This window comes from Streptomyces sp. PTY087I2, from assembly GCF_001687325.1.
Taxonomy (GTDB): domain Bacteria; phylum Actinomycetota; class Actinomycetes; order Streptomycetales; family Streptomycetaceae; genus Streptomyces.
In genome coordinates, this window is sequence record NZ_LZRD01000031.1 from 55090 (window position 1) to 80818 (window position 25729).

A 25729-nucleotide genomic window follows, 5' to 3' on the forward strand; every position below is an offset into this window, starting at 1 on the left:
GTCCCTACTCCGGCGGGAGTAGGGACCGGCTCCCGCCGGAGGATTCGCGGTCGGGCCCCCGCTCGTAGCGTCGGCCGCATGATCGAAGCAACGGAACTCACCAAACGCTACGGCGCACGGACCGCCGTGGACCGGCTGTCGTTCACCGTCCGGCCCGGCCGGGTGACCGGCTTCCTCGGCCCGAACGGCGCCGGCAAATCGACCACCATGCGCCTGATCCTCGGCCTGGACTCCGCGAGCGCGGGACGGGTCACCGTGGGCGGGAAGGCCTACACGGACCTGCCCGTACCGCTGCGGGCGGTCGGCTCGCTGCTCGACGCCAAGGGCGTCCACGGCGGCCGCTCCGCCTACCACCACCTGGCCGGACTCGCCGCGAGCAACGGCATCCCGCGCCGCCGTGTCGAGGAGGTCCTCGACCTGGTCGGGCTGCCCGAGGAGACGGCCCGTCGGCGCACCAAGGGCTTCTCGCTCGGCATGGGCCAGCGGCTCGGGATCGCGGCGGCGCTGATCGGCGACCCGGAGGTGCTGATCCTCGACGAACCGGTCAACGGCCTCGACACCGAGGGCATCCGCTGGATCCGGGGACTGATGCGGTCGCTGGCTGCGGAGGGCCGCACGGTCTTCCTCTCCAGCCACCTCATGAGCGAGATGGAGCTGACGGCCGACCACATCGTCGTGATCGGACAGGGCCGGCTCCTCGCCGACACGACCATGCGCGACTTCATCGAGACCAACTCCCGCGCGCACACGCTCGTACGGTCCCCCGAACCGGAGAAGCTCCGGGCCCTGCTGGAGACGGCGGGGGCGCAGGTCCGCCTGGAACCCATGGGCGGCTGGCGGGTCGAAGGGCCGGACGCCGCCGCCATCGGCGACCTGGCCCGCGACCACGGCGTCGCCGTCCATGAACTCACCCCCGCCCACTCCTCCTTGGAGGAGGTCTACACGGCGCTCTCGCAATCCTCGGTGGAGTACCGCACCGAGGACCGATCCACCGAGGACCGTCCCGCCGCGCCCAGCCGGAAGGAGACAGTCCGATGACGACGACAGCCGCTCCCGGGGCCCAGGCCCTGGCTTACGAGTGGATCAAGTTCCGCAGTGTCCGCTCCACGGTGTGGACGACGGTGGCGACCGCCGCACTCCCCGTTCTGGGCGCGGTGTTCGTCGCCACGACCGGAAGCCTCCAGTCCGACGACACGGTCCTGGGCGGCAGCCTCACCCTCTCCGTCGTCGCCCAGATGCTGGCGGCGGTGGTGGGCGCGCTGGTGGTGACGGGGGAGTACAGCAGCGGCACCATCCGGACGACGTTCGCGGCCCGCCCCCGCCGCTCCACGGTCCTCGCCGCCAAGGCCGCACTGGTGGCGGGCGTGATGTACGTCCTCGCCCTGGCCTCCTGCACGCTCGCCTACCTCGTCGGGGACGCCCTCCTGCCCGAGGGCCGGTACGCCCAGGGCGAGCCGCTGCCCGCCCTGTTCGGGATCGCCGCGTCTTTCGCGGTGGCCGCCGTGCTGGGCCTCGCCGTCGGCACCCTGATCCGCCACTCCGCCGGGGCGGTCACCACGGCGATCGGCCTGCTGCTCCTGCCGTCCCTGTTCGGCCCGCTCTTCGGCGACGCGGAACGCTGGATCGCCGGTCTCTCCCCGACGGCCGCCCTGGAGAAGCTCACCCAGACCTCGGACGCCGCCGCCGACACGGTGGGCAGCCTGGGCCCCTGGCCCTCCCTGCTCCTGGTGGCCGGATACACGACGGCGCTGACGCTCGGGGCGCTGGTGCTGCTCCGGCGGCGGGATGTGTAGAGAGGCCCGGGGCCCCGTCGCTTACGCCGCCATGACGCCGGGCCCGCTAACGTCCCCCTGACCGACGAAAGGCCCTCCTGCGCGGAGGGCCTCACGGTCGTGCGGTCGGTGCGCCCCCGGCAGGACTCGAACCTGCGGCCAAGCGCTTAGAAGGCGCCTGCTCTATCCACTGAGCTACGGGGGCCGGGAGTCCTGATCGGTGGTTCCGTGGCCGTGCCGGGACAAGGATAGGGCTCCGATCCCCTGGACCCGGTTGCTTCACCTGCGTGGCACGATGTGGAGGTTCGGTGAAGCGAACCGATAATCGCAGGTGGGTGCGATTCCCGCAGCGCTTTTCGCTCACTGCGCGCCGGGTGTTGTGCACTCGTTATGCCCCTGCCCCACTCGTCCCCTCTGTCCTGACTCTGTCCAGAGGGTGGAACCGCCGCGCAGAGGGGTCTATACGCTTCAAAAAGGCTCCAAAATTGGGCATTCTTCGCATGTGGTGACCATGGACGTACGGCCTCAGCTCATCGACGCACTTTCCGCCCTGCGCGACCGTGTCGCCGCCGTGCGTCTCCCACTGCCCCTGCCGGGGGCCGAACGCGCCCGGCAGACCAGGGTCGAACTCCTCGCCCAGCTCGACGACTACCTCCTGCCACGTCTCAAGGACCCCGAGGCGCCGCTGCTCGCCGTGATCGGCGGATCCACCGGGGCCGGGAAGTCCACCCTGGTCAACTCGCTGGTGGGGTGCCGGGTCAGCGAGGCCGGGGTGCTGCGGCCCACCACCCGGACCCCGGTGCTGGTCTGCCACCCGGACGACCACCACTGGTTCGCGGGCGTACGGGTGCTGCCGCAGCTCACCCGGATCTGGCTGCCGCCGGGGCAGACGCCCGACCCGGACGGTCTTGACGACCTCGCCGCGCGCGGAGGGGACGGCGAGGGTGCTCTGCGGGTGGAGACCGCCGTCAGCCTGCCGCGCGGGCTCGCCATCCTGGACGCCCCCGACATCGACTCGCTCGTCGTCCGCAACCGTGTCCTCGCCGCCGAACTCATCTGCGCCGCCGACGTCTGGGTCATGGTCACCACCGCCTCGCGCTACGCCGACGCCGTGCCCTGGCATCTGCTGCGTACCGCGAAGGAGTACGACGCCGCCCTCGTCACCGTCCTCGACCGGGTGCCCCACCAGGTCATCGCCGAGGTGTCCCGGCAGTACGCGGCCCTGCTGACCCGGTCCGGACTCGGGGACGTACCCCGGTTCACCATCCCCGAACTGCCCGAGTCCACCGGCGGCGGCAGCGGACTGCTCCCCACCAGCGCCGTCGCCCCGCTGCGCGCCTGGCTCGCCCACCGGGCCCAGGACCCCGCCGCCCGGCAGCAGGCGGTGGGGCGTACCGCGTCCGGCGTCATCGAGTCGCTCAACGTACGGATGCCCGCCCTGGCCTCCGCCGTCGCCGCCCAGTACGCCGCATCCGTACGGCTCACCGCGGCGGTCGACGAGGCGTACGGCAAGGAGGCCACCCGGATCCGCCGGCGGCTGAAGAACGGGGCGGTGCTCTCCGGGGACGCGCGGACCCGGTGGCGCGGCTACCCCCTCTACAGCTCGCCCGAGGAACTTCTCGAAGCCCTCGTCGACAGCCTGGTGGCCCTGCTCCAGTGCTCGGTCTCCGCCGCCGACGAACAGATCTGCACCCACTGGCGCCGCGAACCCGCCGGGGCCCTGTTCCGGTTCGAGGACGCCGGGCGGGAGGCCGGGGGCTGGGGTCCCGCCGAGGACGTCGAAGGGCGGATCGCCGTCGCCGTACGCCGGTGGCGCCGGGTCCTGGAGGAACTGGCCGAGGAGGAGGTGCGCCAGCTCGACCGCAGCGTGGCACCCGCCCCCGAGAGCGTCGCCGCCCTCCTCGCGGCCGCCCTGCTCGGCGGGCGGCGCGCCCGTACGGCGGGGGAGCAGCTCGCCGAACGCATCGGCGCCCAGGGCGCGCTGCGCCTCCGCGACAAGGGCGGCGCACAGCTGACGGCCTCCCTGGACCAGATCCTCGGCGGCGAACGCGAACGCCGCCTCGCCCCGCTCGACGCGCTCGACGTCGCCCCAGAACCCCAGGCCGAACTGATCGCCGCGCTTTCCGTACTACAGAAGGAGAGGTGGCAGCGATGACTGCCGTCACGGACGAGGACCACGGCAAGGGCGACAACGCGGGGAAGCCGGACGGGCGCTGGGACGACGGGCTCATCGCCCGGCGTGCGGCGGCGGCCGAGGCCCGGGAGGCCGGGGAAACCGCGCCGCCCGCGCCCGCCGGGGACGACGCGGAGCCGCAGGTCGAGGCGTACGCCCCCGCCGACGGACCGCTGCCCACCCGGCTCGACGCCCTGCGCGAACTCGTCGGGCTCTCCCGCGCCCGGCTCGACCGGGACACCCTCGCCGAGGCGGGCCGCGTGCTGGACGAGGCGGCGGCCAGGCAGCGGCTCTCCTCCCGGCACACGGTCATCGCCATCGCGGGAGCCACCGGCAGCGGGAAGTCGACCCTGTTCAACGCGCTCGCCGGCGCCCCGATCTCCGACACCGGGCTGCGCCGGCCCACCACCTCCCAGCCCATCGCGTGCAGCTGGACCGACGGGGCCGCCGGGCTGCTGGACCGCCTCGCCGTCCCCGGACGGCTGCGCCGCAGGCCCCACCCGGGCCCCGCCGCGTTCGACGAAGCGCTCCAGGGGCTCGTCCTCGTCGATCTGCCCGACCACGACTCGGCGGCCACCGAACACCGCGACCAGGTGGACCGGGTGCTGGCCCTGGTCGACGCGGTGATCTGGGTCGTCGACCCGGAGAAGTACGCCGACGCCGCCCTCCACGAACGCTATCTGCGCCCCCTCGCCGGACACGCGGAGGTCACCTTCGTCGTCCTCAACCAGACCGACCGGCTGCCCGGCGAGGCCGCCGACCTGGTCCTGGACGACCTCCGTCGCCTCCTCGACGAGGACGGCATCGCGCTCGGCGAGCACGGCGAACCCGGCGCCACCGTCATGTCCCTGTCCGCGCTCACCGGCGACGGGGTCCCCGAACTCCGCGAGATGATCGGCCGGTTCGTCTCCGACCGCACCGCCGCCACCCGCCGCCTCTCCGCCGACATCGACGCGGCGGCGGCCCGGCTGCGCCCGGTGTACGTGGCCAATGGGCGGCCCGGTCTCGGCGAGCGGGCCCGCGAGGAGTTCACCGACCGGCTGGCCGAGGCCGTCGGCGCGGCGGCCGCCGGGCAGGCCGCCGAGCGGGAGTGGCGCCGCAACGCGAGCCGGGCCTGCGGGACGCCGTGGCTGCGGCTCTGGCGCTGGTACGAGAACCGGGGCCTGCCCGGCAGCCTGGACCGGATGGGCCAGGCGCTCACCCCGCCCGAGGAGGAGCTGACGGCCCGGCAGCGGGTCGAGCAGGCGGTGCGGATCGTCGCGGACGACGCCGCCGACGGGCTGCCCGGACCCTGGGCACAGGCGGTGCGGGAGGCCGCGTTCACCGGGGCGCAGGGGCTGCCCGAGGCGCTGGACGAACTGGCGGTCAAGGCGGGGGCCCCGGGCGCTTCCAAGCGGGGCGGCGGCGGTACGGAGACGGGGCGGGGCGCGGTCGGTGGTGCATCGCTCGGCGGCGCACCGGTCGGGGGCGCATCGCTCGGTGGCACACCGCTCGGCGGCGGGCGGCCGCCCAAGCCGCCCCGGCCGAAGTGGTGGCCCGCCGCGGTGCTGGCCCAGGCGTCGATGACACTCCTCCAGATCTTCGGCGGGCTGTGGCTGGCCGGCCAGATCATCGGCGTCCTGGAGCCGGGGCTCGTCACCCCCGCGCTCATCATGCTGGCCGGCGTCGTCGGCGGCCCGCTGGTCGAGTGGGCCTGCGCGGCGGCCATCCGGGGACCGGCCAGACGGTACGGGCAGGACGCCGAGCGGCGGCTGCGCGAGGCGGCGGCCGGCTGCGGCCGGGCCAGGGTCCTCGACCCGGTCGCGGCCGAGCTGGTGCGCTACCGGGAAGTGCGCGAGCGGTACGTGACGGTGACGGAGTTTTCCACAACCGGCCGGTAGTCCACAGGCCCCGACGCGATTTCCTTCCGGCCCCCACCATGGAGTCCGTACACACCGCCGTACGACGAGGTACGCGCGGTGCGACGCGGAAGACAAGGAAAGCGGGGGCGGAAAAAATGAACGAGACCTTGGTGACCCTGGTGGGTAACGCGGCGACGGCGGTGGACTTCCGGGAGACGGCCACCGGAGGAATGGCGCGATTCCGTTTCGCCGTCACTCCGCGCCGCTGGGACCGCGAGAAACAGCTCTGGGCCGACGGCCGCACCAGCTTCTACACCGTCTGGTCCTGGCGGACGCTCGCCGCGAATCTCGCCGGTTCCGTTTCGGTCGGGGAACCCCTCGTCGTGCACGGCCGGTTGAAGGTCCGCGAGGAGGAACAGGCCGGTCAGCGGCGGACGTTCGTCGATGTCGAGGCCGTCGCCGTCGGCCACGACCTGAGCCGGGGGACGGCCGCCTTCCGCCGGGCGCCCAGGATGGAACCCGTTCTGACGGAGCGTCCGGAGCGCATCACGGACGGCGACACACAGGAGTCGCCGAAAGAACGGGAAGAGGTCGGCGCAATGGCCGCAGTGTCCTGAAAAGACGGTTCGGCGGCGTGTTCGGGTGGCATCCCGCGATAACGATTCCGATTCGGAATGGTTGGCGAAGGGCGGTACGGGGGACCGGCCTCCGCCCGTTCTTTAGGATTCCCAGTGCTCACGGGTCACTTGGGTCTGCTGGCGAGGCATTCCCCACACGCGCACCATGCGCGAGGGCCTCGCCCGGAGGGGAATTCTGTGTTTTCTGCGCCTTCAGCGTCCGCTGCGTCGTCCGGCACGACAGGAGCGGACCGCGGCCGCGGGATCCTCCGCCCGGTCGCCGCGCTGCTGGTCTCCGGTCTCGTCGCGGCCGCCGCGCTCGTCGGCGCCGGACCGGCGGCGGCCGACGACCCGGGACGCCACCAGGGCGGCGCGGCCGCCGTGCTCGACGGACTGAAGACCTTCGACAGCGCCGTGCTCCGCATCGCGGGGGAGAACGGCGCGCCCGACCGGGCCCAGGAACTGCCCGCCGGACTCTTCGAGATGACCGTGGACGGCGGCGGCAAGCTCAAGACCTACTGCATCGACCTCCACAACCCCACCCAGGACCAGGCGAAGTACCTGGAGACCCCCTGGGCCGAGACCTCGCTCGGCGCCAACCGGAACGCGGGGAAGATCCGCTGGATCCTTCAGCACTCCTACCCGCAGGTCGACGACCTGGCCGCGCTCGCCGAGGCGGCCGGCACCGGTCCGCTGACGGAGCGGACCGCCGCCGCCGGGACCCAGGTCGCCATCTGGCGCTACTCGGACAACGCCGACGTCACCGCGTCGGACAAGCAGGCGGAGAAGCTCGCCGACTGGCTCCAGCGCAGCGCGCGCCCGGCGAAGGAGCCGCGGGCCTCGCTGACCCTGGAACCGGCCGCCGTCTCCGGCCGGGCCGGGGAACCGATCGGTCCCGTGACCGTCCGCACCGCCGCGGGCCAGGTCTCGGTGTCGCCCCCGGTGGACGCGGCGGCCAGCGGCGTCCGGGTCACCGACAAGAAGGGAGCCCTGGTCACCGAGGCGTCCGACGGGGACCGGCTCTACTTCGCCGTGCCGAAGGACACCGCCGACGGCACCGCGTCGCTGACGGTCCAGGCCACCACCTCCGTGCCGGTCGGCCGGGCCTTCGTGGGGACGGGCCGCACCCAGACCCAGATCCTGGCCGGTTCCAGCGAGTCCACGGTCTCCGCCCGGGCGACCGCCACCTGGGCCGAGACCGGCGCCGCCCCGGCGGTGACCGCCCGCAAGAACTGCGCGAAGGGCGGCGTGGACGTCACGGCCGTCAACCGGGGCGACGAGCCGTTCACCTTCGAGCTGGCCGGCACGGAGCACACCGTCGCCGCCGGGGAGACCGGCACGGTCACCGTCCCCGTCGCCGAGGACCAGGCGTACGACTTCACCATCATCGGACCCGCCGGGTTCAGCCGCACCTTCACCGGGGTGCTGGACTGCGCCACCAGCGGCAGCGTCCTGGAGCAGGAGAGCCGGGAGGCGGGCGGCGCGGGCAACGACGTCGTCACGCGGAGCGCCGAGCAGTCCGTCCCGGCCACGACCGGCTCCACCTCCTCGGGCCTGGAGGGCGACCTCGCCGCCACGGGCGGCTCCAGCGCCACCCCGATGCTCGCCGCCGTCGCCATCGGACTGCTCGTCGTGGGCGGCGGCGCGGTCTTCGCCCTCCGCCGGAAGAAGCCCCACACCGACGGTGAGTGAGCACCCGCCCGCACGAGGTGACCGGCGCTCCTGTGCCGGTGGGTGGACGGGTTTCCGTCCGGGGGCGGGTGTCAGGCAAGATGGGTGTATCTGCCCACACCTCTATTGCTGCCGGACGGTTTCTCTTGGCTGAGTTCATCTACACCATGCGCAAGACGCGCAAGGCGCACGGCGACAAGGTGATCCTTGATGACGTCACCTTGAACTTCCTGCCCGGTGCGAAGATCGGTGTCGTGGGCCCCAACGGCGCCGGTAAGTCCACGGTGCTGAAGATCATGGCGGGCCTGGAGCAGCCGTCCAACGGTGACGCGTTCCTGTCGCCCGGCTTCACCGTCGGCATCCTCATGCAGGAGCCCAAGCTCGACGAGTCGAAGACGGTCCTGGAGAACGTCCAGGACGGCGCCGCCGAGATCATGGGCAAGCTCAAGCGCTTCAACGAGGTCGCCGAGCTCATGGCGACCGACTACTCCGACGCGCTGATGGAGGAGATGGGCAAGCTCCAGGAGGACCTGGACCACGCCAACGCGTGGGACCTGGACGCCCAGCTGGAGCAGGCCATGGACGCCCTGGGCTGCCCGCCCGGCGACTGGCCGGTCACCAACCTCTCCGGTGGCGAGAAGCGCCGCGTGGCGCTCTGCAAGCTCCTCATCGAGGCCCCGGACCTGCTCCTCCTCGACGAGCCCACCAACCACCTGGACGCCGAGTCGGTGAACTGGCTGGAGCAGCACCTCTCGAAGTACGCGGGTGCCGTCGTCGCCGTCACCCACGACCGGTACTTCCTCAACAACGTCGCCGAGTGGATCCTCGAACTCGACCGCGGCCGCGCGATCCCCTACGAGGGCAACTACTCCACCTACCTCGACAAGAAGGCCGCCCGCCTCAAGGTCGAGGGCCGCAAGGACGAGAAGCGCCAGAAGCGCCTCAAGGAGGAGCTGGAGTGGGTGCGGTCGAACGCCAAGGGGCGCCAGACCAAGTCCAAGGCCCGTCTCGCCCGGTACGAGGAGATGGCGGCCGAGGCCGACAAGATGCGGAAGCTGGACTTCGAGGAGATCCAGATCCCGCCGGGCCCCCGCCTCGGGTCCATCGTCGTCGAGGTCGAGAACCTCTCGAAGGCCTTCGGCGACAAGGTCCTCATCGACGACCTGTCGTTCACGCTGCCCCGTAACGGCATCGTCGGCGTCATCGGTCCGAACGGCGCGGGCAAGACCACGCTGTTCAAGATGATCCAGGGCCTGGAGACCCCCGACAGCGGATCGGTCAAGATCGGCGACACGGTCAAGATCTCCTACGTCGACCAGTCCCGCGCCAACATCGACCCGAAGAAGACCCTCTGGGCCGTCGTCTCGGACGAGCTGGACTACATCAACGTCGGCCAGGTCGAGATGCCGTCCCGCGCCTACGTCTCCGCGTTCGGCTTCAAGGGCCCGGACCAGCAGAAGCCGGCCGGCGTCCTCTCCGGTGGTGAGCGCAACCGCCTCAACCTGGCGCTGACGCTCAAGGAGGGCGGCAACCTGCTGCTCCTCGACGAGCCCACCAACGACCTCGACGTGGAGACCCTGTCCTCGCTCGAGAACGCGCTGCTGGAGTTCCCCGGTGCGGCCGTGGTCATCTCCCACGACCGCTGGTTCCTGGACCGCGTCGCCACGCACATCCTCGCCTACGAGGGTGACTCCAAGTGGTACTGGTTCGAGGGCAACTTCGAGTCGTACGAGAAGAACAAGATCGACCGCCTCGGCCCGGACGCGGCCCGCCCGCACCGTGCCACGTACAAGAAGCTCACGCGAGGCTGATCGTCTTGGCCCGTCACCTCTACAGCTGCCCCCTGCGCTGGTCGGACATGGACGCCTTCGGTCACGTCAACAACGTGGTCTTCCTCCGCTACCTGGAGGAGGCGCGCATCGACTTCATGTTCCGGCTGGCGCCCGGGGACGGTTCCCCGTCGTTCTCGGGCGGGTCCGTCGTGGCCCGGCACGAGATCGACTACGTACGGCCGCTGGTCCACCGGCACGAGCCGGTGACCGTCGAGTCGTGGGTCACGAAGATAGGCGCCGCGTCCCTGACGATCGCCTATGAGATCAAGGACGACGACCAGGTGTACGTACGCGCATCGACCGTCGTCGTGCCGTACGACCTGGCGGCGGAGCGGCCCCGGCGGATCTCCGCCGAGGAGAAGCTCTTCCTCCAGCAGTACCTGGCAGAGGAGCCCGCCGCGGCATGACCGTGCCCGTGCAGTCGCTGCTGTTCGCCGACCCGAGGGAGGCGGCGGATCTCGCCGCCTTCCTCGGCCGGCTGCTCCACTACGACCGGGCCGCCGCGGTCCGGTTGCAGGCGGGCGGCGGCGACGCGCTGGCCGTGTTCGGCCGCCCGCCCTCCTTCGAAGTCCTCGCCATCCGCACCGCCCGCCTGGCCCGCCCCGAGACGCTCGACGTCACGGTGTCGGCCGGCGAGCTGCTGGAGTCCCTCGACGTCTCCGGGGAGGGTGTCGGCGAGGGCCCGGGGGAGCGGGGCGGCGCGCTGCCCGCTCCCGTCACCGGGCCGCCCTGGACCGGCGTCCTGCCGCCCCGGGGGCCCTGGCAGGAGCAGACGGGACTGCCAGGACCCGACGCCCTGCGCGCCGCCCTCGACGAGGCCGTCGCCGAATTCCGTACGCGGGACGAGGCGCTGCCCGAGGAGTCGCGCACCCGCGCCGAGCGCGACCGGATCGGCCGCGAGATCTGGTCCCGGCCGGTCGGCACCACGGACCTGCCCCTGCGCGCCGTGCACGCCGCCCAGTCCCTCGGCTTCCTCCGCCCCGACCCCGGCTTCCCCGTCTCGCTGCTCGCGACCGGCGGCGCGGGCGGCTGGCTCCGGCTGCGGACCCCCTTCGGCTCGATCGCGCTGCGCCGCGACCCGGCCGGCGGCCTGGGCGGGCCCGGCGGGCTCAGCCTGTCGGTGGGGCGCGGCTGAGGCAGCAGGGCGCTGCCGACGGGCGGGCGCGCTGAGGCAGCCGTACCCGTCGTCGGCCTCGGGCCCATCGGCCCGGACCCGCTGGACCCCCGTCGGCCAGCCCCGCTACTTCTCCGGGCCGTCCTCCGACGCCCCGTGCGCGTCCGGCCAGACGCCGATGTGGTCCTGCTCCAGCTCCAGCAGCACCCGGTGCTCCATGCCCAGCGTCTGCGTATAGTCCGCGGGCAGCTGGAGCCGGCCCGCCCGGTCGAGCATCGCGTACTCCCGGGCCACCTGCGACTCCTGGCCCGTCGTCGCGTCCACCTCCGTGCGGCGCAGCACCTCGGAGGACGTACGGCCGTCGCGGATGGCGACCGTACGCCGCACCTCGTTCGCGACCGCCTGGTCATGGGTGACGATCACGATCGAGGTGCCCAGCTCCTCGTTGGCGCGCCGGAACGCGGCGAAGACCTGCTCCCCGGTGGCCGAGTCCAGCTCGCCGGTCGGCTCGTCCGCCAGCAGCACGGACGGGTTGTTGGCCAGCGCCACCGCGATCGCCACCCGCTGCTGCTGCCCGCCGGACAGCTGCTGGGGCCGCCGGTCGCGGCAGTCCGCGATGTCGAGCATGGTGAGCAACGACTCGGCGCGCGCCGCCCGTTCGCGCTTGCCCCCGCCGCCGCGCAGCTGCATGGGCAGGGTGATGTTCTGGATCGCGGTCAGATACGGGAGCAGATTGCGGGCGGTCTGCTGCCAGACGAACCCGACCACGTCCCGCCGGTAGCGCAGCCGTTCCTTCGGGCCCATCGACAGCAGATCGCACCCCGCGACCTTCGCCGAGCCCGCCGTCGGCACGTCCAGCCCGGCCAGGATGTTCATCAGCGTGGACTTGCCGCTGCCCGACGCCCCCACCAGGGCCATCAACTCGCCCTCGGTGACCAGCAGATCCAGCCCCTGGAGGGCCTGCACCTCCACCCCGTCCGTGGTGAAGATCCGCACCACCCGGTCGCAGGCGATCAGCGCGTCGTGCCCGTAGGAGGGGCGGTCCCGGCGTGCCGCGGCCCGCCGCTCCAGCTCCGCGAGGGTCGTCTCGGTGGTACCGGCCGTGCCTGCCGTCCCGCTGGACGTGGAGGTGGACGAGGTCATCGGGAGTCTCCTGCCCTGAGTTCGGTGATCGATCCGCGGCGGCTCGTCCACCACGCCTGGACGCCCGCGACCGCGGCGGCGAGGGCTACGACCCCGGCGGCCGGGAGCGTCAGCGACCAGAGGTCGGCGCGCAGCGTGACGGGGCTCGTGTCCGATCCGGCGACGCCCGCGAGCGCGAGTGGCACCAGATCGATGCCGGGGGAGAGCAGGACGATGGTCGCCCAGCCGGTGAACAGGCCGCCGCCCGCCGCCAGCAGCGCCTGCGGTGTCGCCTCGAAGGCCAGCAGCCGTCTGCCCTGCCCGGTGGTGAGCCCCATCGTCCGCAGCCGCGCCAGCAGGGTCTTGCGCTCGGGCGCGGTCTGGAGCAGCGACAGCAGAACCGCCAGCAGCGCGTATCCGGCGCCCGCCGCGACGGCCGCCAGATAGATCCGCTCGGCCCCCGCCTGCATCGGGGTGTTCACATACCGCGCGCGCTCCTCGGACCGCAGCTGTACGACGAACTCCTTGCCGTTCCCGTCGGCCGCCGCGCGCAGCTTCCCCGGGTCGGGGGCGCCGGTGAGCAGCAGCGTGGTGGGCGCCCGCTCCTCCAGGGAGGCGGAGTTGACGATCAGGAAGTTCGTGGAGGCGAGCGAGGCCACCCGCTCGACGGTCCCCACCACCTGGACCTTGAAGTTCCCGGAGAGTGTGTCGACCGCGTGCTGTTCCTTGCCCAGCCGGGCCGCCACCGCCGGGGAGGCGATGACCGGCAGCACCCGCTCCGGTACGGACTTCGCGCCCTCGGGCAGCGGTGCCGAGGGGCCGGCGGCCTTCAGCAGACCGCTCGGGAAGTCCGGCAGCCCGGTCGTACGGGCCAGCCGGGTGTACGAGGCCGGGTCGACGCCCACCATGGTCGTGGCCCTCGCCCCGGCCGCGTCGCCGCCACCGGAGTCCGCGCCCGACCCCGTATCCGTACCGCTGCCGTCCGCACCGCCGCCACCGGCCGCCGTCTCCGGCATGGTCACGCCGAACTCGATCCGCAGCGGCGCCGCGCTCCGTACCCCGTCCAGGCCGCCCACCGCGCGGACCACCTCGTCCGGCAGCGTCGCCCGCTCGCTCTTGCCGCTGACCCGGGCGTCCGCGCCGACGGCCGCCAGCGCCGCGTCGTCCCGCGCGTCCCCGATCCCGGCGATCACCGAGCCGCCGAACGCCGCCGTGGCCAGCGCCAGCAGCAGGGCCAGCAGCGGCAGCGCCCCGCCCGCCGAGGAACGTCCGGCGCGGGCCAGCGACAGGAAGCCGATCGCCCCGCGCAGCCGGGCCATGGGACGCGCGGCGAGCCGCAGGGGCAGCGGATAGAGCCGCACCAGCACCAGCGCCGCGATCAGCGCGACCAGCACGGGTGCGCCGCTGACCAGCAGATCGGTGCCGCCCTCGGACGTACCGCGACGGCGCAGCGCCGTCACCGCGCCGACCGCCAGCACCAGCAGGGTCAGTTCGGCGACGGTCCGCCGACGCGAGGGCTTGGCGCTCACCATGTCCTCGCGGGCGCCGTGCAGGGCGGGCCGGATGTGCTGGAGCGTCGTCCGCAGGGGCAGCGCGACGCAGACGAGGAGCCCGACACCGGTCGCCGCCAGCGCCGCCGGCCACCAGCGGCCCTCGCCCACGGCCAGGACCGCGAGGAGCAGGCCGAGCGCGCTCGCGGGCAGGACCGTCACCGCGGTCTCCGCGAGCAGCCTGCCGCCGATGCCGCGCAGCGAGCCGCCGCGCGAGCGCATCAGGGCCAGTTCGGCCTTGCGGCGGGCGGCGATCAGGGCGCCCGTCATCACCAGGACGACGGCCGCCACCGAGCCGATGCCGAGGGCGGCGACCGCGATCACGGGGCTGATCGCGTCGCGCATCCGCGCGTTGGCCTGCACGATGTGCCCGAGCCCGGTGAGGACCGCCGCCGTGTCCCCGGCGATCTCCCGCACCTTCAGCAGCCCGGGGCCGCTCTCCAGCGAGGCGATGGCGGACGTCAGCCGGGCGCCGTCGGGGCCGGTCAGCCCTGCCGGGTCGGGCGGGATCCGCCAGAAGAGGACAGGCTCGGCGGCCGTGCTCAGGAGCACCGGACCGGCGTCCTCCGCCAGCAGGACGGTACCGGTCCAGAAGTGCACCGGGAAAGGGTCCGTGGGGTCCGGGACCAGCGACGGGCTGCGCAGCAACGGATCGGTGGACCAATAGCTGCCCTGCGGATCACGCGGAGCCACGATGCCGGTGATCGTCACCGTGATGGGTTCCTGGGTCGCGGTGGGCAGCGCGACAGTAGCGCCGACCTTCACCTTCAGCTCGGCCGCCGTCTCCTCGGTGACCGCGCCCTGCACCGCACGGGAGTCCGCCGTCACCCCGCCCGGCGTCGCAGGCCAGGTGCCCGAGGACAGCGTCGCGTGGTTCTTCAGCCCCGACTGCGCCGCATACGTGAGCCGTGGCGGCTTCGCCTCGGGCCGCGGCAGCCAGGGCTCGTTCGCGACGACCGGCTTCGTGGTGCGCACGCCGTACGCGAGCGACGAGGTGTCGGCGCGCAGCGGTGCGGGCAGGGCCTTCAGCAGCGCCTTGCCGACCCGCGTCAGCTCCGGGCTCCGCGCCTCGGCCTCCCGCTGTTCCTGCGGCAGTTCGAGACCGGGCTGCGGGCGGGCGACCTCCACAGTGCTGCGCCCCGCGTCGGCCCGCCGGATGTCGTGGCGCAGCCCCTTCGTCTCGTACGCGTCCACGGCCCGCGGGAACGCCGCCGCGAGGAACGCCGTCACCAGCACCAGCACCGCCAGGGCCACCGCCGCGCCGGGCGCGGTACGCAGCCGGGTCCGTATCCAGGGGGCGCTCGCCGCCCGCTTGCCGTCACTCATGTCAGTGGTCCCCCTGGTGGCGCAGTGTGACCGCCGGATCCCCGCGGCGCAGCGCCATCGTCGCGACGATCACGAGCGGCAGGGCGGCGACCCCGGCCAGCAGCGTGGCGACCTGCCCGGCGGGCAGCTCGACCAGCACCGACGGAACGGGCCGGTCCGCCTGCCCGGTCAGGACGATGAGCGGGACGACCGCCCGGGTCAGCACCGTGCCGATGCCGAGCCCGATCAGCAGGGCGAGAGCGATCAGCACGCCCTGTTCGGCGGCGATCATCCGGGCCAGCTGGCGGCGCGGGGCGCCGAGCGCCCGCAACACGCCGAGCTCCGCCGCCCGTTCACGCCGGGACCCCGAGGCGCTGACCGCGAAGCCGACCGCCGCCAGCGCGGCGGCGACCACCGCGACGGCCGGCAGCGCCGACTGCGGACCCGCGCCCAGCGGATCGTCCACCAGCTGCTGGGCGGCCTCGGCCCGGACCAGCACCTGCGCCGGGTCGGTGTCCGGCAGCGCGCGCAGGGCGGCGGCGACCTTCGGGGCGTCGCCGGGCGCGGCACTCAGCCACCACTCGGTCGCCTCGATGGTGGCCGTCGCCCGCTGGGACAGGACCTCGGTGACCGCCCTGAGGTCCAGCAGCAGCGCGCCGCCGCTCTGCGCCGGGTCGGCGGCGCCGGACAGCTCGGCGGCCCCGGTGGTCGGCAGTCGGCGCACCGAATCCGCCAGGGTCACCCGGACGGTGTTCCCGGCCAGGGTGAGGTCGATCTCGTCGCCCAGCTTCGCGTTCGCGCTCTTCAGATAGGCGTCCGTCGCGACCGCCTTGAGGGGTGCGGCCTTCGGCCGGGCGGCGGTGATCCGCAGGGTGCTGGTGGTCTGGTCCCAGACACTCTCGTCGCCCACCCCGGTGTCGTACGTGAAGTCCGGCAGACCCGATGTGCCGTTGCGCACCGGGGGTTTGCCGGGGTGGCTGTCACCGCGGTCGACGAGTGCCATCGACGCGTCCCAGCGCACCGAACCGGAAACCGGCACCGGGCGTTCCGTGCCTCCAGAGGGTTCGGAGCCTTCGGGGTCTTCGGAACCGGAGTCCGTGACCACGCGTACGTCGCTCACCGAGATCCGGCGCGTCTCCGCCCGGCCGAACGGCGGTTCGTCGTCCACCTCGATGCCGGTCACGGCCAGACCGCCCGCCGTCGACACCGGGAACGACACCGGGACCGGGCGGCCGTCCACGGGCACCGGGCCGGCCAGGAACCGGTAGGGGAGGCCGTAGCGGTCCTCCAGGAGCACGGTGACCACCGGCGGCGATCCGCCGGTGTCGCCGACGGAACGCTTCGGCGACACCGGGGTGATCCGCAGGTCCATCTTCAGCCGGGTGCTGTCCTTCGGGAGGACGAGCCCGGGGCGCCCGGCCCGCTCGGGGGCGATGGTGTCGAACACCCGGCGCGGGCTTCCGCCGGCGAGGTCGGAGCGCATCAGCATCCCCTCGTCCGCATGGGCGGTGTCCAGGGCGAGGATCTCGGCCGTACGCCCTCCGGAGGCCTCCACCGTCGTCCGGTGGGCGGGGGCCGCCTTCCGTACCCCGTCCAGGCCGCTGTACATCCCGGCCGTCGCCGGGCCGCCGCCGTGCCCGCCCACCAGCCGGACCGAGGCGCCGGAGCCGAAGTCCGCCTGGTCGGACTGCGAACGGTTCCACGACGCGCTCTGCCCGATCGCCAGCATGCCCATCGCGACCGACAGGACCAGCAGCAGCACCGGGCCCGCGCCGCGCAACGGGCGGCGGCTGAACTGCCAGCCCGCCAGGGCCGCGGGCAGCCCCCGGCCCTTGGCCGCACGCCGTTCCGCGAGCCTCGCGGCGGGCGGCAGCAGCCGCAGCGTGAGGACCGTTCCGGCGAGCAGCGCGAGGGCGGGGGCGGTGACCAGCAGGGGGTCGATCCCGAGGTTGCCCGCCCGGTCGCCGGTGAGCGCCCCGCCGCCGGCCTGCCGGTCCAGCTGCCAGTACGCCACCGCCGCGATCAGCAGCAGCCCGAGGTCCGCGCCCGCCCGCACCGGTCCCGGCAGCGAAGCGGCCCGGGTCCGGCGCCCGCCCGCCCCGGCCGTCAGCGACGGGGCCACCACCGCCAGGGCGCAGGCCAGCGCGACGGCCGCGGAGACCAGCCACACGGTCCCGGTCGACGCCGCGCCGACCTCCAGACCGATCCGGGACAGGGCGCCGCGCTCGGCCAGCAGCCCGGTCAGCGGCCCCGCGAGCAGCGGGGCGGCCACCGCGGCGGGCACCGCCAGCAGCAGCGCCTCGATCGCGGCGAACGAGGTGATCCGGCCCCGCGAACCGCCCCGGGCCCGCAGCAGTTCACGCTCGCCGTCCCGCTCGCTGTTCAGCAGCCGGGCCACGAGCAGCAGGGCGTACGCGGCGAGCAGCACCAGCTGCACCGCGACGATCATCAGCGTGGAACGGGAGACCAGCAGCGCCCGGTCGAGCTGGTCCAGCACGGTCGGCAGCGGCATGCGCGCGGTGACACCGGACGTGAACACCGGTGCGGCGGTCAGCGCCTTCGGCGCGCCCGCAGACGCGTCCCGCAGCCCCTCCATGGAGCCGGTGGTCAGCGTGGCGAAGTCGGCGGCCGCCAGCCAGGACGTCTGCCCGCCGGCGAGTGCGCCCGAGGCGAGGACCGAGGGGGCGGTGAGCAGCGGGCCGTACGTCGTGAAGGCGAGCTTGCGCACCCCGCGCCCGCCGAGCGGGTCCAACTGCCAGTACGGGTCGGACCGGTCGGCGGCCTCGTAGACGCCGGTGACCAGGACCCGCTGCTTCCGGTCGTCGTGCAGCCGGTCGGTGACGGTGAGCCGCGCGCCCGGCTCCAGCTTCAGCGCCTCGGCGGCGACAGCGGGCAGCGCGACCTGTACGGGCCCTTTGCCGTCGGAGGCGGCGGGCGCCTTGCCCTCGGTGATCCGCACCCGGTCGGGATCGAGGGCGGAGAAGTGGGTGAGGTCCGGTTCGCCGCGCCGGGCGGCCGGGTCCTGGAGGCTCCGCGGTAGCGCGTACGACCCCGAACTCTCCAGCTTGCCCACGGTCACGGGCAGCCCGTCGAAGGCGTCGCGGGCGGCCTTGCGGACGGCCTCGTCGGCCTCCGCGCGCTGCTCGTGGCCCACCGAAGCGGACACGACGAGAGCGGCGGACGCGGCCGACCGGTGCGTGAGCGTGTGACGCAGGGCCGCGTCGCCCACGGAACCGGAAAATGCGGTGAGCGCGGCCAGGACGGAGGTGGTCAGCAGGACGGCGAGGACGGCCGCGGAGAGCAGCAGGCGATGAGCCCGCACCCGCAGAAGGACGAAACCCGTCACCTGATCCCCCAGCCCCGGAAACACCGCATGCGCACGCCCCCCGACGTACCGGTGATGCTTTCAGAGGCACCTGGGTTTCGGTAACCGCTTACAGGCGCACCTTGATGCGATCGTGATCGTTATCCGGAGGTGGAGCGTCGAATTCCGGAGGCAACCGGTCACGGAACGTTCACGCGTCGGCTCGCCTCGCCGGTTCGTGTGGTCAGTCCGCGGTGTTGACCATCGAGGCGGCGGCGTACGTCAGGTAGTCCCACAGCTGCCGCTCGTGCTCGGGTGCGAGCCCCAGCTCGTCCAGCGCGACCCGCATATGGGAGAGCCAGGCGTCATGGGCCGCGCGGTCCACCCGGAACGGCGCGTGCCGCATCCGCAGCCGCGGGTGGCCCCGGTGGTCGCTGTAGGTGCGCGGGCCGCCCCAGTACTGCATCAGGAACAGCGCGAACCGCTCCTCGGCCGGGCCCAGATCCTCCTCCGGGTACATCGGCCGCAGCAGCTCGTCGCCCGCCACGCCCTCGTAGAAGCGGTGCACCAGGCGCCGGAAGGTCGCCTCGCCGCCGACCTGCTCGTAGAAGGTCTGCTCCTGAAGCGTGTCGCGCGGAATCTCAGTCACCCGTCCATGGTCGCAGACGCACCGCCCGAGGTCAGGAGTCCTAGGGCCTGCCGTCACATTCCCGCCTGCCGGGCGACGCCTGGCACGCACGCTCGCGGCGTTGCCGAAATGCCCTAGTAGCTCCGCTACGAGACCATTCCGGCGCCTTGCGATCGCACGCACCATGCGCCGCCCGGCCGCCCTTCGGGCGACGACGGGAATGTGACGGCAGGCCCTGACCATCGTCCGGGATCAGGACCGTGCTCTCCCCTCTCGCCCGCACGGCCCCGGCGCAGGACAGTGGAGACATGGGTGCACACCGGCAGGGCCCCTTCCCGTCCGCCCCCGACGCCGAGGCCGACGCGGCGCGGGACGCCCTCGTGCGGGAGATCGTCGCGCGGGGCGGACTCACCGATCCCGCCTGGCGCACCGCCTTCGCCGAGGTGCCCCGCCATCTGTTCGTGCCGTTCTTCTACGTGCACGGGATCGGCGGCTACGAACGCCTCGGGGCCGAGGACGCCGGCCCCGGACAACGCTCACGCTGGCTGCACGGCGTGTACGCGGACGGGGCGCTGGCCACCCATCTCAAGGACGGCGAACTCGTCTCGTCCTCCAGCCAGCCGTCCCTGATGGCCCTGATGCTCGACGCCCTCGACGTACGGGACGGCCACACGGTCCTGGAGATCGGCACCGGCCCCGGCTACAACGCGGCGCTCCTCGCCCACCGGCTCGGCGACTCCGCCGTGACCAGCGTCGATCTGGACCCGGAGATCACGGAGTCGGCCCGCGACCACCTCGCGGCGGCCGGGTACCACCCGACGGTGATCACCGGCGACGGGGCCCGGGGATACCCGCAGCGCGCCCCGTACGACCGGATCATCGCGACCTGCACCCTGCCCTCCGTACCGCGGAGCTGGCCGGAACAGTGCCGTCCGGGGGCGCTGATCCTCGCGCCGCTCGCCACCGGCCTGGTCCTGCTGGAGGTCCGCGCGACGGCGCACGGCCCGCGCGCCGAGGGGCACTTCCTGCACACCCCGGCGTACTTCGTGCCCCTGCGCGGGGCGCTGCCGCTGCACGACGGGCTGCCGCACCTCGGCGGACTGCCGCGCCGGGTGGCCGGGGACGACCTGTTCCGGTTCCTCCTGACGCTGACCGCGGGGACCCTCGATCCGCACGAGGCCCTCTCCCTCTGGGAGCGCGAGGGGCGCCCGCAGCGGGAGAGGTACGGCATCACGGTCGGCCAGGGCCGCCAGTGGGCCTGGCTCGACGACCCGCAGGGCCCGTACACCTGGCCGCTCGCCGCCGGCCGGTGAGCGGCCTGATGTACGGGCGGCCTCAGTCCCGGCGGACCGTGATCGTCGTCCACGCCCCGACGTGCACCTGGTCGCCGTCCTGGAGCGGTACGGGGACGTAGGGCTGGATCGGCTCCTCGGCGCCGTTCAGCGTGGTGCCGTTGGTGGAGTTCTGGTCGACGACCGCCCAGCCGCCGTCGGGCTGCTGCACCAGCACCGCGTGCTGGTGCGAGACGCCCGGGTCCTCCGGGGGCACCGACAGATCGACGTCGGGGGACTCGCCGGTGCTCTGCCGGCGGCGCCCGATGGTGACCTGGCCGCCGGTGAGCGGAAGGCGCTGCTCCGGGGAGTACGCGGGCAGGTTCAGCCCGGTCGCCTCGGGGCCGCTGCGCTGCATCATCGCGAGGAAGTACGCGCGGTCCGGGGCGATCACGGCGGTCCAGGAGGCGGGCTGCGGCGGCCGGCCCTGGCCGGGCACACCGTGCTGCTGACCCTGGTCGTACCCCTGGTCCTGCCCGTGCTGCTGGCCCTGGCCCTGACCTTGCTGGCCCGGCTGGCCCTGGTGGGGGCCCGGCTGCTGGAACTGCTGGGGCGGCTGCGGCGACTGCGCCTGGGACGGCGGCGACAGCATCCAGTCGTCCCCGCCGCCGGTGTGCCCCGGCGACTGCGGAGGCGCGGGCGGCGCCGACTGCTGCTGCTGCGGCGGCGCGAAGGGCGAGGCCTGCTGGGGCTCGAACGGCGAACGCGTCGACGGCGGGCCCTGCTGCTGGAACGAGGACGGCGGCGGACCCTGCTGGAACCCCTGCGGAGGCCCGCCCTGGCCGCCGTTGCCCTGCGGACCGCTGTTGCCCTGCGGACCGTTCTGCTCGGGGGTGAGCGGCTCGGCGGGACGGTTCATCTGCGAGGGCCGCGAGCCCTGGTAGTCGAACGGGTCACGCGGCTGCGGCGCACCGGGCGGACCGCCCTGCGCACCGGGTCCACCAGGACCACCGGGACCGGGCTGGCCGCCGGGGCCGCCGGGGTTCTGCGCCTGGAAGCCGGGCGGCAGGTTGAGGCCGGGCGGCGGGCCGCTGGGCGCGCTGTGCTGCGGGGCCAGCGGGGTGTACGAGGTCGCCGTGTTCGTGAGGAAGTTCCAGCGGCACTCCTCGCAGAACGGCGCCATCGCCTCACGCGGCGTACGGCACTGCGGGCAGAGTTCCGCCTGCATGGTGGGCTGTCCGCCACCGGTGCCGGAACCCGGCTGCGGGTAGCCGTAACCGGGCGCGGGCGGCGGAGGAGGCGGCGGGGGCACCGCGCCCGCGGGCGCACCGCCGGTCGTCATGCGGTGTCCGCAGACCTCGCACCAGTCCTCGGAACCCGACTGGTGTCCGTTCGGGCAGGTCGGCATGTCGGCGCTTCCCCCTCTCCTCTTCCGGCCGCGGAGGCCGCATGCTGTCGGTCGCGGCGTCTTGACCGCGGGTGATCGTTCTGTGCTACTTCTTGACGCGAACGGTCTTGGTGGAGCGAGTTTCGAGGGTCATCTCGTCCGCTTCCGCGACCTTCGCCTTCAGTCGCACAGTACCCGTCGCCGCATCGACGACGTCGACCACCTTCGAAAGCAGTTTCGCAGTGTCCTGGTTCCCGGACGCCGACGCCAGCTGCACCGCACGGCCCAGCTTCGCCGTCGCGCCGTCGAAGTCGCCCGACTTGCGTGCGTCCAGCCCCTGCTGGATGACTTGTGCCAGTTCCGCCTGACCCGTGTAGTGCGCGACCTGCGGATTGATCGAGGTCGACGCCACCATGTCGTCCGTCCACACGGCCCGTACGAGCCCCTGCGACAGCGTCTGCGGCGTGCCCGCGCCCGAGGCGTCGGGCAGGATCAGCGAGACCCGGGCGGCCAGCATCTCCTGGCCGATCCCGGCCTCCGGCACCAGCACGCACACGTGGTAGTCGCGGGACTCGTCGCCCCAGGAACCGGTCGGGTAGTCCCCGGCCCGGGCGTTCGCCTCGGTGCGCCGGGCGGTCAGATCGGCGACGGTCGGCGCGACCTGCTTCACGAACCGGATCTCCACGCCCACCGGGGTCCAGAGCCGCAGCGCCACGTCCGCGACCTCCTTGCCCATGGCGTTCTCCATCATCCGTGTGAAGTCCGCGGCCAGGCCCGCGGGGTCGGCGACGATGTCGGCCGTGCCGAGGAGGGCGGCGGCTATGCCGGTGACCTCCTTCACCTCCCAGTCGGTGCCCACGCCGCGGGCGTCGCAGGTGAACCGGCCCGCGCAGGATTCCAGGGCCGCCCGCAGGTCCTCGGGCGACTCGTGCTCGTTGCGGCCGTCGGTCAGCAGGATGCCGTGCCGGATGGAGACGTCGGCGGAGTTCAGCAGCCGGTCGGCCAGCCGCAGCCAGGTGCCGATCGCGGTGCCCCCGCCCGCGCTCAGCTTCCGCAGGGCGTCCTTGGCCTGGGCCTTCGTCCGCGGGTCGGCGACCGCGAGCCGCCCGTTGCCCGGATAGACGTCCTTGGCCACATGCGTCCCCGCGACCACCGCGAACCGGGTGCCCTCGCGCAGCGTGTCGATGGCCGCGGCCGTCGCGTCGCGCGCGTTGCGCATCTTCGTCGGCGGGTAGTCCATCGAGCCCGAGCAGTCGACCATCAGCACCACGGCCGCGTCGGGTCCCTGCCCCGCCCCGTACGAGGGTGAGGGCGCCGCGTCCGCCAGCGGTATCCCGCCGGTGGTGCCGCCGCCGGTCGACGTCACGGTGACGATCGCGTTGACCTCACGGCCGCCCTCGGGCAGGAACTCGTTCTGGTACACGTCGACCGAGAACTGCGGCACCTGCGACTTGGAGAAGTTGGCCATCTGGTCGGCTCCTTGAGGCTCAAACGGTTTCGCAGGCCGATCCTGCCCCTTGCGGCCGGATGGCGAACGGCAGAAGTGCCACTGTTACGTTGTCGTGGCCCCCGCCGTCGAGCGCGTGCCCGACGAGCACCTGGGCGCCGCGCAGCGGGTGTTCCTGGGCGTCGGCCGGGACCGCGGCGGCCATCTCCTCGGCGGACTCGGCGTAGTTCCACAGGCCGTCCGTGCACACGACGACCAGGCCCGGCCGGTCCGGCTTGAACGCGGCGGTGTGCGGCTCCAGTTCGTACGCGTCGGCGCCGAGCCAGCCGGTGATGGCGTGGGCGCGCTCGTCCGCGTACGCCTCCGCCTCGTTCATCAGGCCGGCCGCGACCATCTGCGCGGCCCAGGAGTCGTCCTCGGTGAGCCGGGCGGTCGGCTGGGTGCGGTCCTGGGGCACCCAGTAGACCCGGCTGTCGCCGACCCAGCCGACGATCAGCAGCTCGCCCGCCATGACCGCGCCGACCAGGGTGCAGGCCGGGGCGTTCTGGTGGCGGTGCGCGTCGTGCTCCATCGCCCCGGCCGGTTCCTGCGCGAGCGCGTTGACCGCCTCGGACGCGGCGACGATCGCCTCGTGCATCGCCTGCTGCGGATGCGTACCGCGCGCCAGGGACTCCAGCAGCGACTCGTTGGCGGCGTTCGCGGCGGCGGCCGACGCCTCGTCGGGCCGGCTCGCCGACGAGACGCCGTCGCAGACGATCGCGACGACGGCGGGCGAACCGTCCGGCAGCGCGGTCGAGGACACCGCGAAGGAGTCCTCGTTACGGTGGTGGCGCAGGCCCCGGTCGCTCACCGCGGCCACCGAGTCGAGCTCCTGCTCCATGTGGTCGCGCTCGCGGGGCTGGGCGTGCCCGCAGTTCTCGCAGTAGCCGTCGGGGTCCACCCGGCCGGAGCGGCAGGCCACACAGACCTTGCCCCCGGCGGCGGGAGCGGCGGCCGCCGCGGCGTGCTCCGCCGTACGGGGGTCGGGCGCGGCCAGCGCGAAGTCACCGGAGTGCTCCGCACCGGCCGGGTCCGCCCGGTCGTCGTGGCGCACCGGAACGGCGGAGGGCTCCGGCCCGCCGACGGGCTCCGGCCCCTGCGCCTGTTCCTGGGCCTGCTTTTGGGCCTGTTCCCGCTCCCGGGCCTGTCCCTGGGCCGCCCGGGCCTGTTCCTGCGACTGCTCCTGTTCCTGCTCCGCGAGGGGCCTGCCGCCCGAGTCCGTCCCGGGCAGGTCCGACGGGCGGTGCACGGGCGCGGGGACGTCCGAGCTGTCGGTCTCCGCGGCGGCGGGCCACCGTACGGCCTCACCACCCGACGCGGCCGGGGACGCTTCCGGGGCGGCCGGGGGCACGGTGATGGCCATCGTGGGCCGGTCACCGGGGCGCGCGGGCACGGCCGAGAGGTCGTAGCCGCACGCCCCGCAGAACAGGTCGCCCGCGGCCGGCGGTTCCGCGCAGCCGGGGCACTTCGACAGGGCGGGCTGCTGGTGGCTCTGAGACATCTTCACACCCACGTCCGGGGGCGGAAACGGTTGGCCCGCTCCACCAGTTCGATCCTCTCGTCGCCCCGCTGCGCGAGCCGGGCGAGCATCCGGTACGAGCGCTCCAGCCCGAACCGCAGTCCCCGCTCGGTCGGTTCGGCGCCGAGCAGCTTCCGTGCACCCGGCGGACCTGCGTCCGGTCCGCCCGGTCCCGGGACACCGGGACTACCGGAGAGTACCCAGTCCAGCGCCTTGCCCAGTACCTCCGTCGACAACTGCTCGTGGCGCACCGGGTCCAGACCGAAGGCCTCCAGCGCGGTCACCTGGGCCCCGGCGGCCGTCAGATCGGCCAGCAGCGGTTCCCGGTGCGAGCGCTCGCGCAGCCGCGCCCGGACGGCGGCGACCCGCGCCGCCGTGTAGTGGATCGACGCCTCCGGAACCGACTCCAGGGTGCTCACCGCCGCACCCCGCTCACCGGCCGCGATCTGCACCCGGGCCAGGCCGAACGCGGCGCTGACGAACCCCGGATCGGTCGCCCACACCAGGCGGTAGTACTCGGCGGCGTTGTCCAGCTGACCCAGCACCTCCGCGCAGATCCCGAGCGCCAGCTTGGGCGCCATCTCCCCGGGGAACGCGTCGTAGACCGCGTCGAAGGAGAGCGCCGCCGTCTCGTGGTCGCCGGTCACCAGCGAGGTGACGCCCCGATACCAGACGACCCGCCAGTCGTCGGCGTGTTCACCCTCCAGGGTGGTCAGCGCACGGGCGGCCGAATCCGGCTCCCGCATCTCCAGCCGGGCCCGCAGCTCCCGCAGCCGGGTCTCCAGCGAGGGCGCGGGGACCGTGTGCAGGGCGGCGATCAGCTCGGCCGGGGCCGAGGCCATCAGACCGGCGAGGAAACCGGCGTTCGGGTCCATCGCGTCGACCCGGGGGACCGGCAGCGCCAGCGCGGTGGCCGGGGCGTCGAACGGGGCGAGCCGGACACCCCCGGCGAGGCCGTCCGGGCCGTCCGGGGCGACCTGGACGTACGGTCCGGCCGACGCGCCGGTGGCGTACGGGCCGGCCGGGGCCTGCTCGGCGGCCCGGGGCGCCGGAACCGGGGCGTGCGCCGGGGGAGCGTACGGCTGCGGAGCCCCGCCCGGCGCGGAGCCCCGTACATGGGTCGGCGGCGCGGCCAGC

General features: G+C 73.8%; 18 protein-coding genes and 1 tRNA gene. 10 read left to right on the forward strand and 9 right to left on the reverse strand.

Features of this window, described 5'->3' with window-relative positions:
- Positions 1-78 precede the first annotated feature (78 nt).
- On the forward strand, positions 79-1038 hold the full coding sequence (locus tag A3Q37_RS29355) for an ABC transporter ATP-binding protein (RefSeq protein WP_065489053.1): 960 nt from the start codon (positions 79-81) through the stop codon (positions 1036-1038).
- Entirely contained in the window at positions 1035-1793 is a 759-nt protein-coding gene (locus A3Q37_RS29360; RefSeq protein ID WP_065489055.1) for an ABC transporter permease subunit, read from the forward strand. The genes A3Q37_RS29355 and A3Q37_RS29360 overlap by 4 nt, the downstream gene beginning before the upstream one ends.
- Positions 1794-1904: 111 nt before the next feature.
- Here the strand turns inward: A3Q37_RS29360 and A3Q37_RS29365 are convergent.
- Positions 1905-1977, reverse strand: a tRNA-Arg gene (locus A3Q37_RS29365).
- Between the two features lie 306 nt (positions 1978-2283).
- Between A3Q37_RS29365 and A3Q37_RS29370 the strand changes: the two genes are divergently transcribed.
- From A3Q37_RS29370 to A3Q37_RS29400, 7 genes are all read left to right on the forward strand, one after another.
- On the forward strand, positions 2284-3927 hold the full coding sequence (locus tag A3Q37_RS29370; RefSeq protein ID WP_065489057.1) for an ATP-binding protein: 1644 nt from the start codon (positions 2284-2286) through the stop codon (positions 3925-3927).
- Positions 3924-5825 carry a YfjP family GTPase gene (locus A3Q37_RS29375; RefSeq protein WP_065489059.1) on the forward strand — a complete coding sequence of 634 codons (1902 nt, stop codon included), beginning with the start codon at positions 3924-3926 and terminating at the stop codon, positions 5823-5825. The genes A3Q37_RS29370 and A3Q37_RS29375 overlap by 4 nt, the downstream gene beginning before the upstream one ends.
- A 116-nt stretch (positions 5826-5941) precedes the next feature.
- Positions 5942-6403, forward strand: a complete 462-nt coding sequence (locus A3Q37_RS29380) for a single-stranded DNA-binding protein (protein WP_065489064.1) — start codon at positions 5942-5944, stop codon at positions 6401-6403.
- A 198-nt stretch (positions 6404-6601) separates the two neighbouring features.
- Positions 6602-8095: a Cys-Gln thioester bond-forming surface protein gene (locus A3Q37_RS29385; protein ID WP_065489065.1), complete on the forward strand. Its 1494-nt coding sequence runs from the start codon at positions 6602-6604 to the stop codon at positions 8093-8095.
- A 125-nt stretch (positions 8096-8220) separates the two neighbouring features.
- On the forward strand, positions 8221-9885 hold the full coding sequence (gene ettA, locus A3Q37_RS29390; RefSeq protein WP_079134174.1) for an energy-dependent translational throttle protein EttA: 1665 nt from the start codon (positions 8221-8223) through the stop codon (positions 9883-9885).
- A gap of 5 nt (positions 9886-9890) precedes the next feature.
- Positions 9891-10313, forward strand: coding sequence for a thioesterase family protein (locus tag A3Q37_RS29395; protein ID WP_006124496.1), 423 nt, complete (start codon positions 9891-9893; stop codon positions 10311-10313).
- Positions 10310-11041 (forward strand): hypothetical protein, encoded by a 732-nt coding sequence (locus A3Q37_RS29400; RefSeq protein WP_065489067.1) that lies wholly within the window; start codon positions 10310-10312, stop codon positions 11039-11041. The genes A3Q37_RS29395 and A3Q37_RS29400 overlap by 4 nt, the downstream gene beginning before the upstream one ends.
- 105 nt (positions 11042-11146) lie before the next feature.
- On the opposite strand, the gene A3Q37_RS29405 is transcribed toward A3Q37_RS29400, so the two are convergent.
- The 4 genes from A3Q37_RS29405 to A3Q37_RS29420 all read right to left on the reverse strand — a co-directional run bounded on the left by A3Q37_RS29405 (position 11147) and on the right by A3Q37_RS29420 (position 18950).
- Positions 11147-12163 (reverse strand): ABC transporter ATP-binding protein, encoded by a 1017-nt coding sequence (locus A3Q37_RS29405; protein WP_065489069.1) that lies wholly within the window; start codon positions 12161-12163, stop codon positions 11147-11149.
- Positions 12160-15018 carry a hypothetical protein gene (locus tag A3Q37_RS29410; RefSeq protein ID WP_065489071.1) on the reverse strand — a complete coding sequence of 953 codons (2859 nt, stop codon included), beginning with the start codon at positions 15016-15018 and terminating at the stop codon, positions 12160-12162. Before A3Q37_RS29410 ends, A3Q37_RS29405 begins: the two co-directional genes overlap by 4 nt.
- 1 nt (position 15019) lies before the next feature.
- Positions 15020-18343 carry an FtsX-like permease family protein gene (locus A3Q37_RS29415; protein ID WP_065489073.1) on the reverse strand — a complete coding sequence of 1108 codons (3324 nt, stop codon included), beginning with the start codon at positions 18341-18343 and terminating at the stop codon, positions 15020-15022.
- A 202-nt stretch (positions 18344-18545) separates the two neighbouring features.
- A complete protein-coding gene (locus A3Q37_RS29420) occupies positions 18546-18950 on the reverse strand; it encodes a globin (protein ID WP_006124491.1) in 405 nt (134 codons plus the stop codon).
- Between the two features lie 287 nt (positions 18951-19237).
- On the opposite strand from A3Q37_RS29420, the gene A3Q37_RS29425 reads away from it, so the two are divergent.
- Positions 19238-20242, forward strand: coding sequence for a methyltransferase domain-containing protein (locus A3Q37_RS29425; protein WP_065489075.1), 1005 nt, complete (start codon positions 19238-19240; stop codon positions 20240-20242).
- Between the two features lie 22 nt (positions 20243-20264).
- Here the strand turns inward: A3Q37_RS29425 and A3Q37_RS29430 are convergent, their stop codons facing one another.
- From A3Q37_RS29430 to A3Q37_RS29445, 4 genes are all read right to left on the reverse strand, one after another.
- Positions 20265-21608, reverse strand: coding sequence for an FHA domain-containing protein (locus tag A3Q37_RS29430; RefSeq protein ID WP_065489077.1), 1344 nt, complete (start codon positions 21606-21608; stop codon positions 20265-20267).
- Between the two features lie 85 nt (positions 21609-21693).
- Positions 21694-23055 carry a VWA domain-containing protein gene (locus tag A3Q37_RS29435; protein WP_065489079.1) on the reverse strand — a complete coding sequence of 454 codons (1362 nt, stop codon included), beginning with the start codon at positions 23053-23055 and terminating at the stop codon, positions 21694-21696.
- Between the two features lie 19 nt (positions 23056-23074).
- Entirely contained in the window at positions 23075-24574 is a 1500-nt protein-coding gene (locus A3Q37_RS29440) for a protein phosphatase 2C domain-containing protein (RefSeq protein WP_065489095.1), read from the reverse strand.
- A 2-nt stretch (positions 24575-24576) separates the two neighbouring features.
- Positions 24577-25729, reverse strand: a 1153-nt coding sequence (locus A3Q37_RS29445) for a tetratricopeptide repeat protein (protein ID WP_255311978.1), incomplete at its 5' end; no start/stop codon positions are given.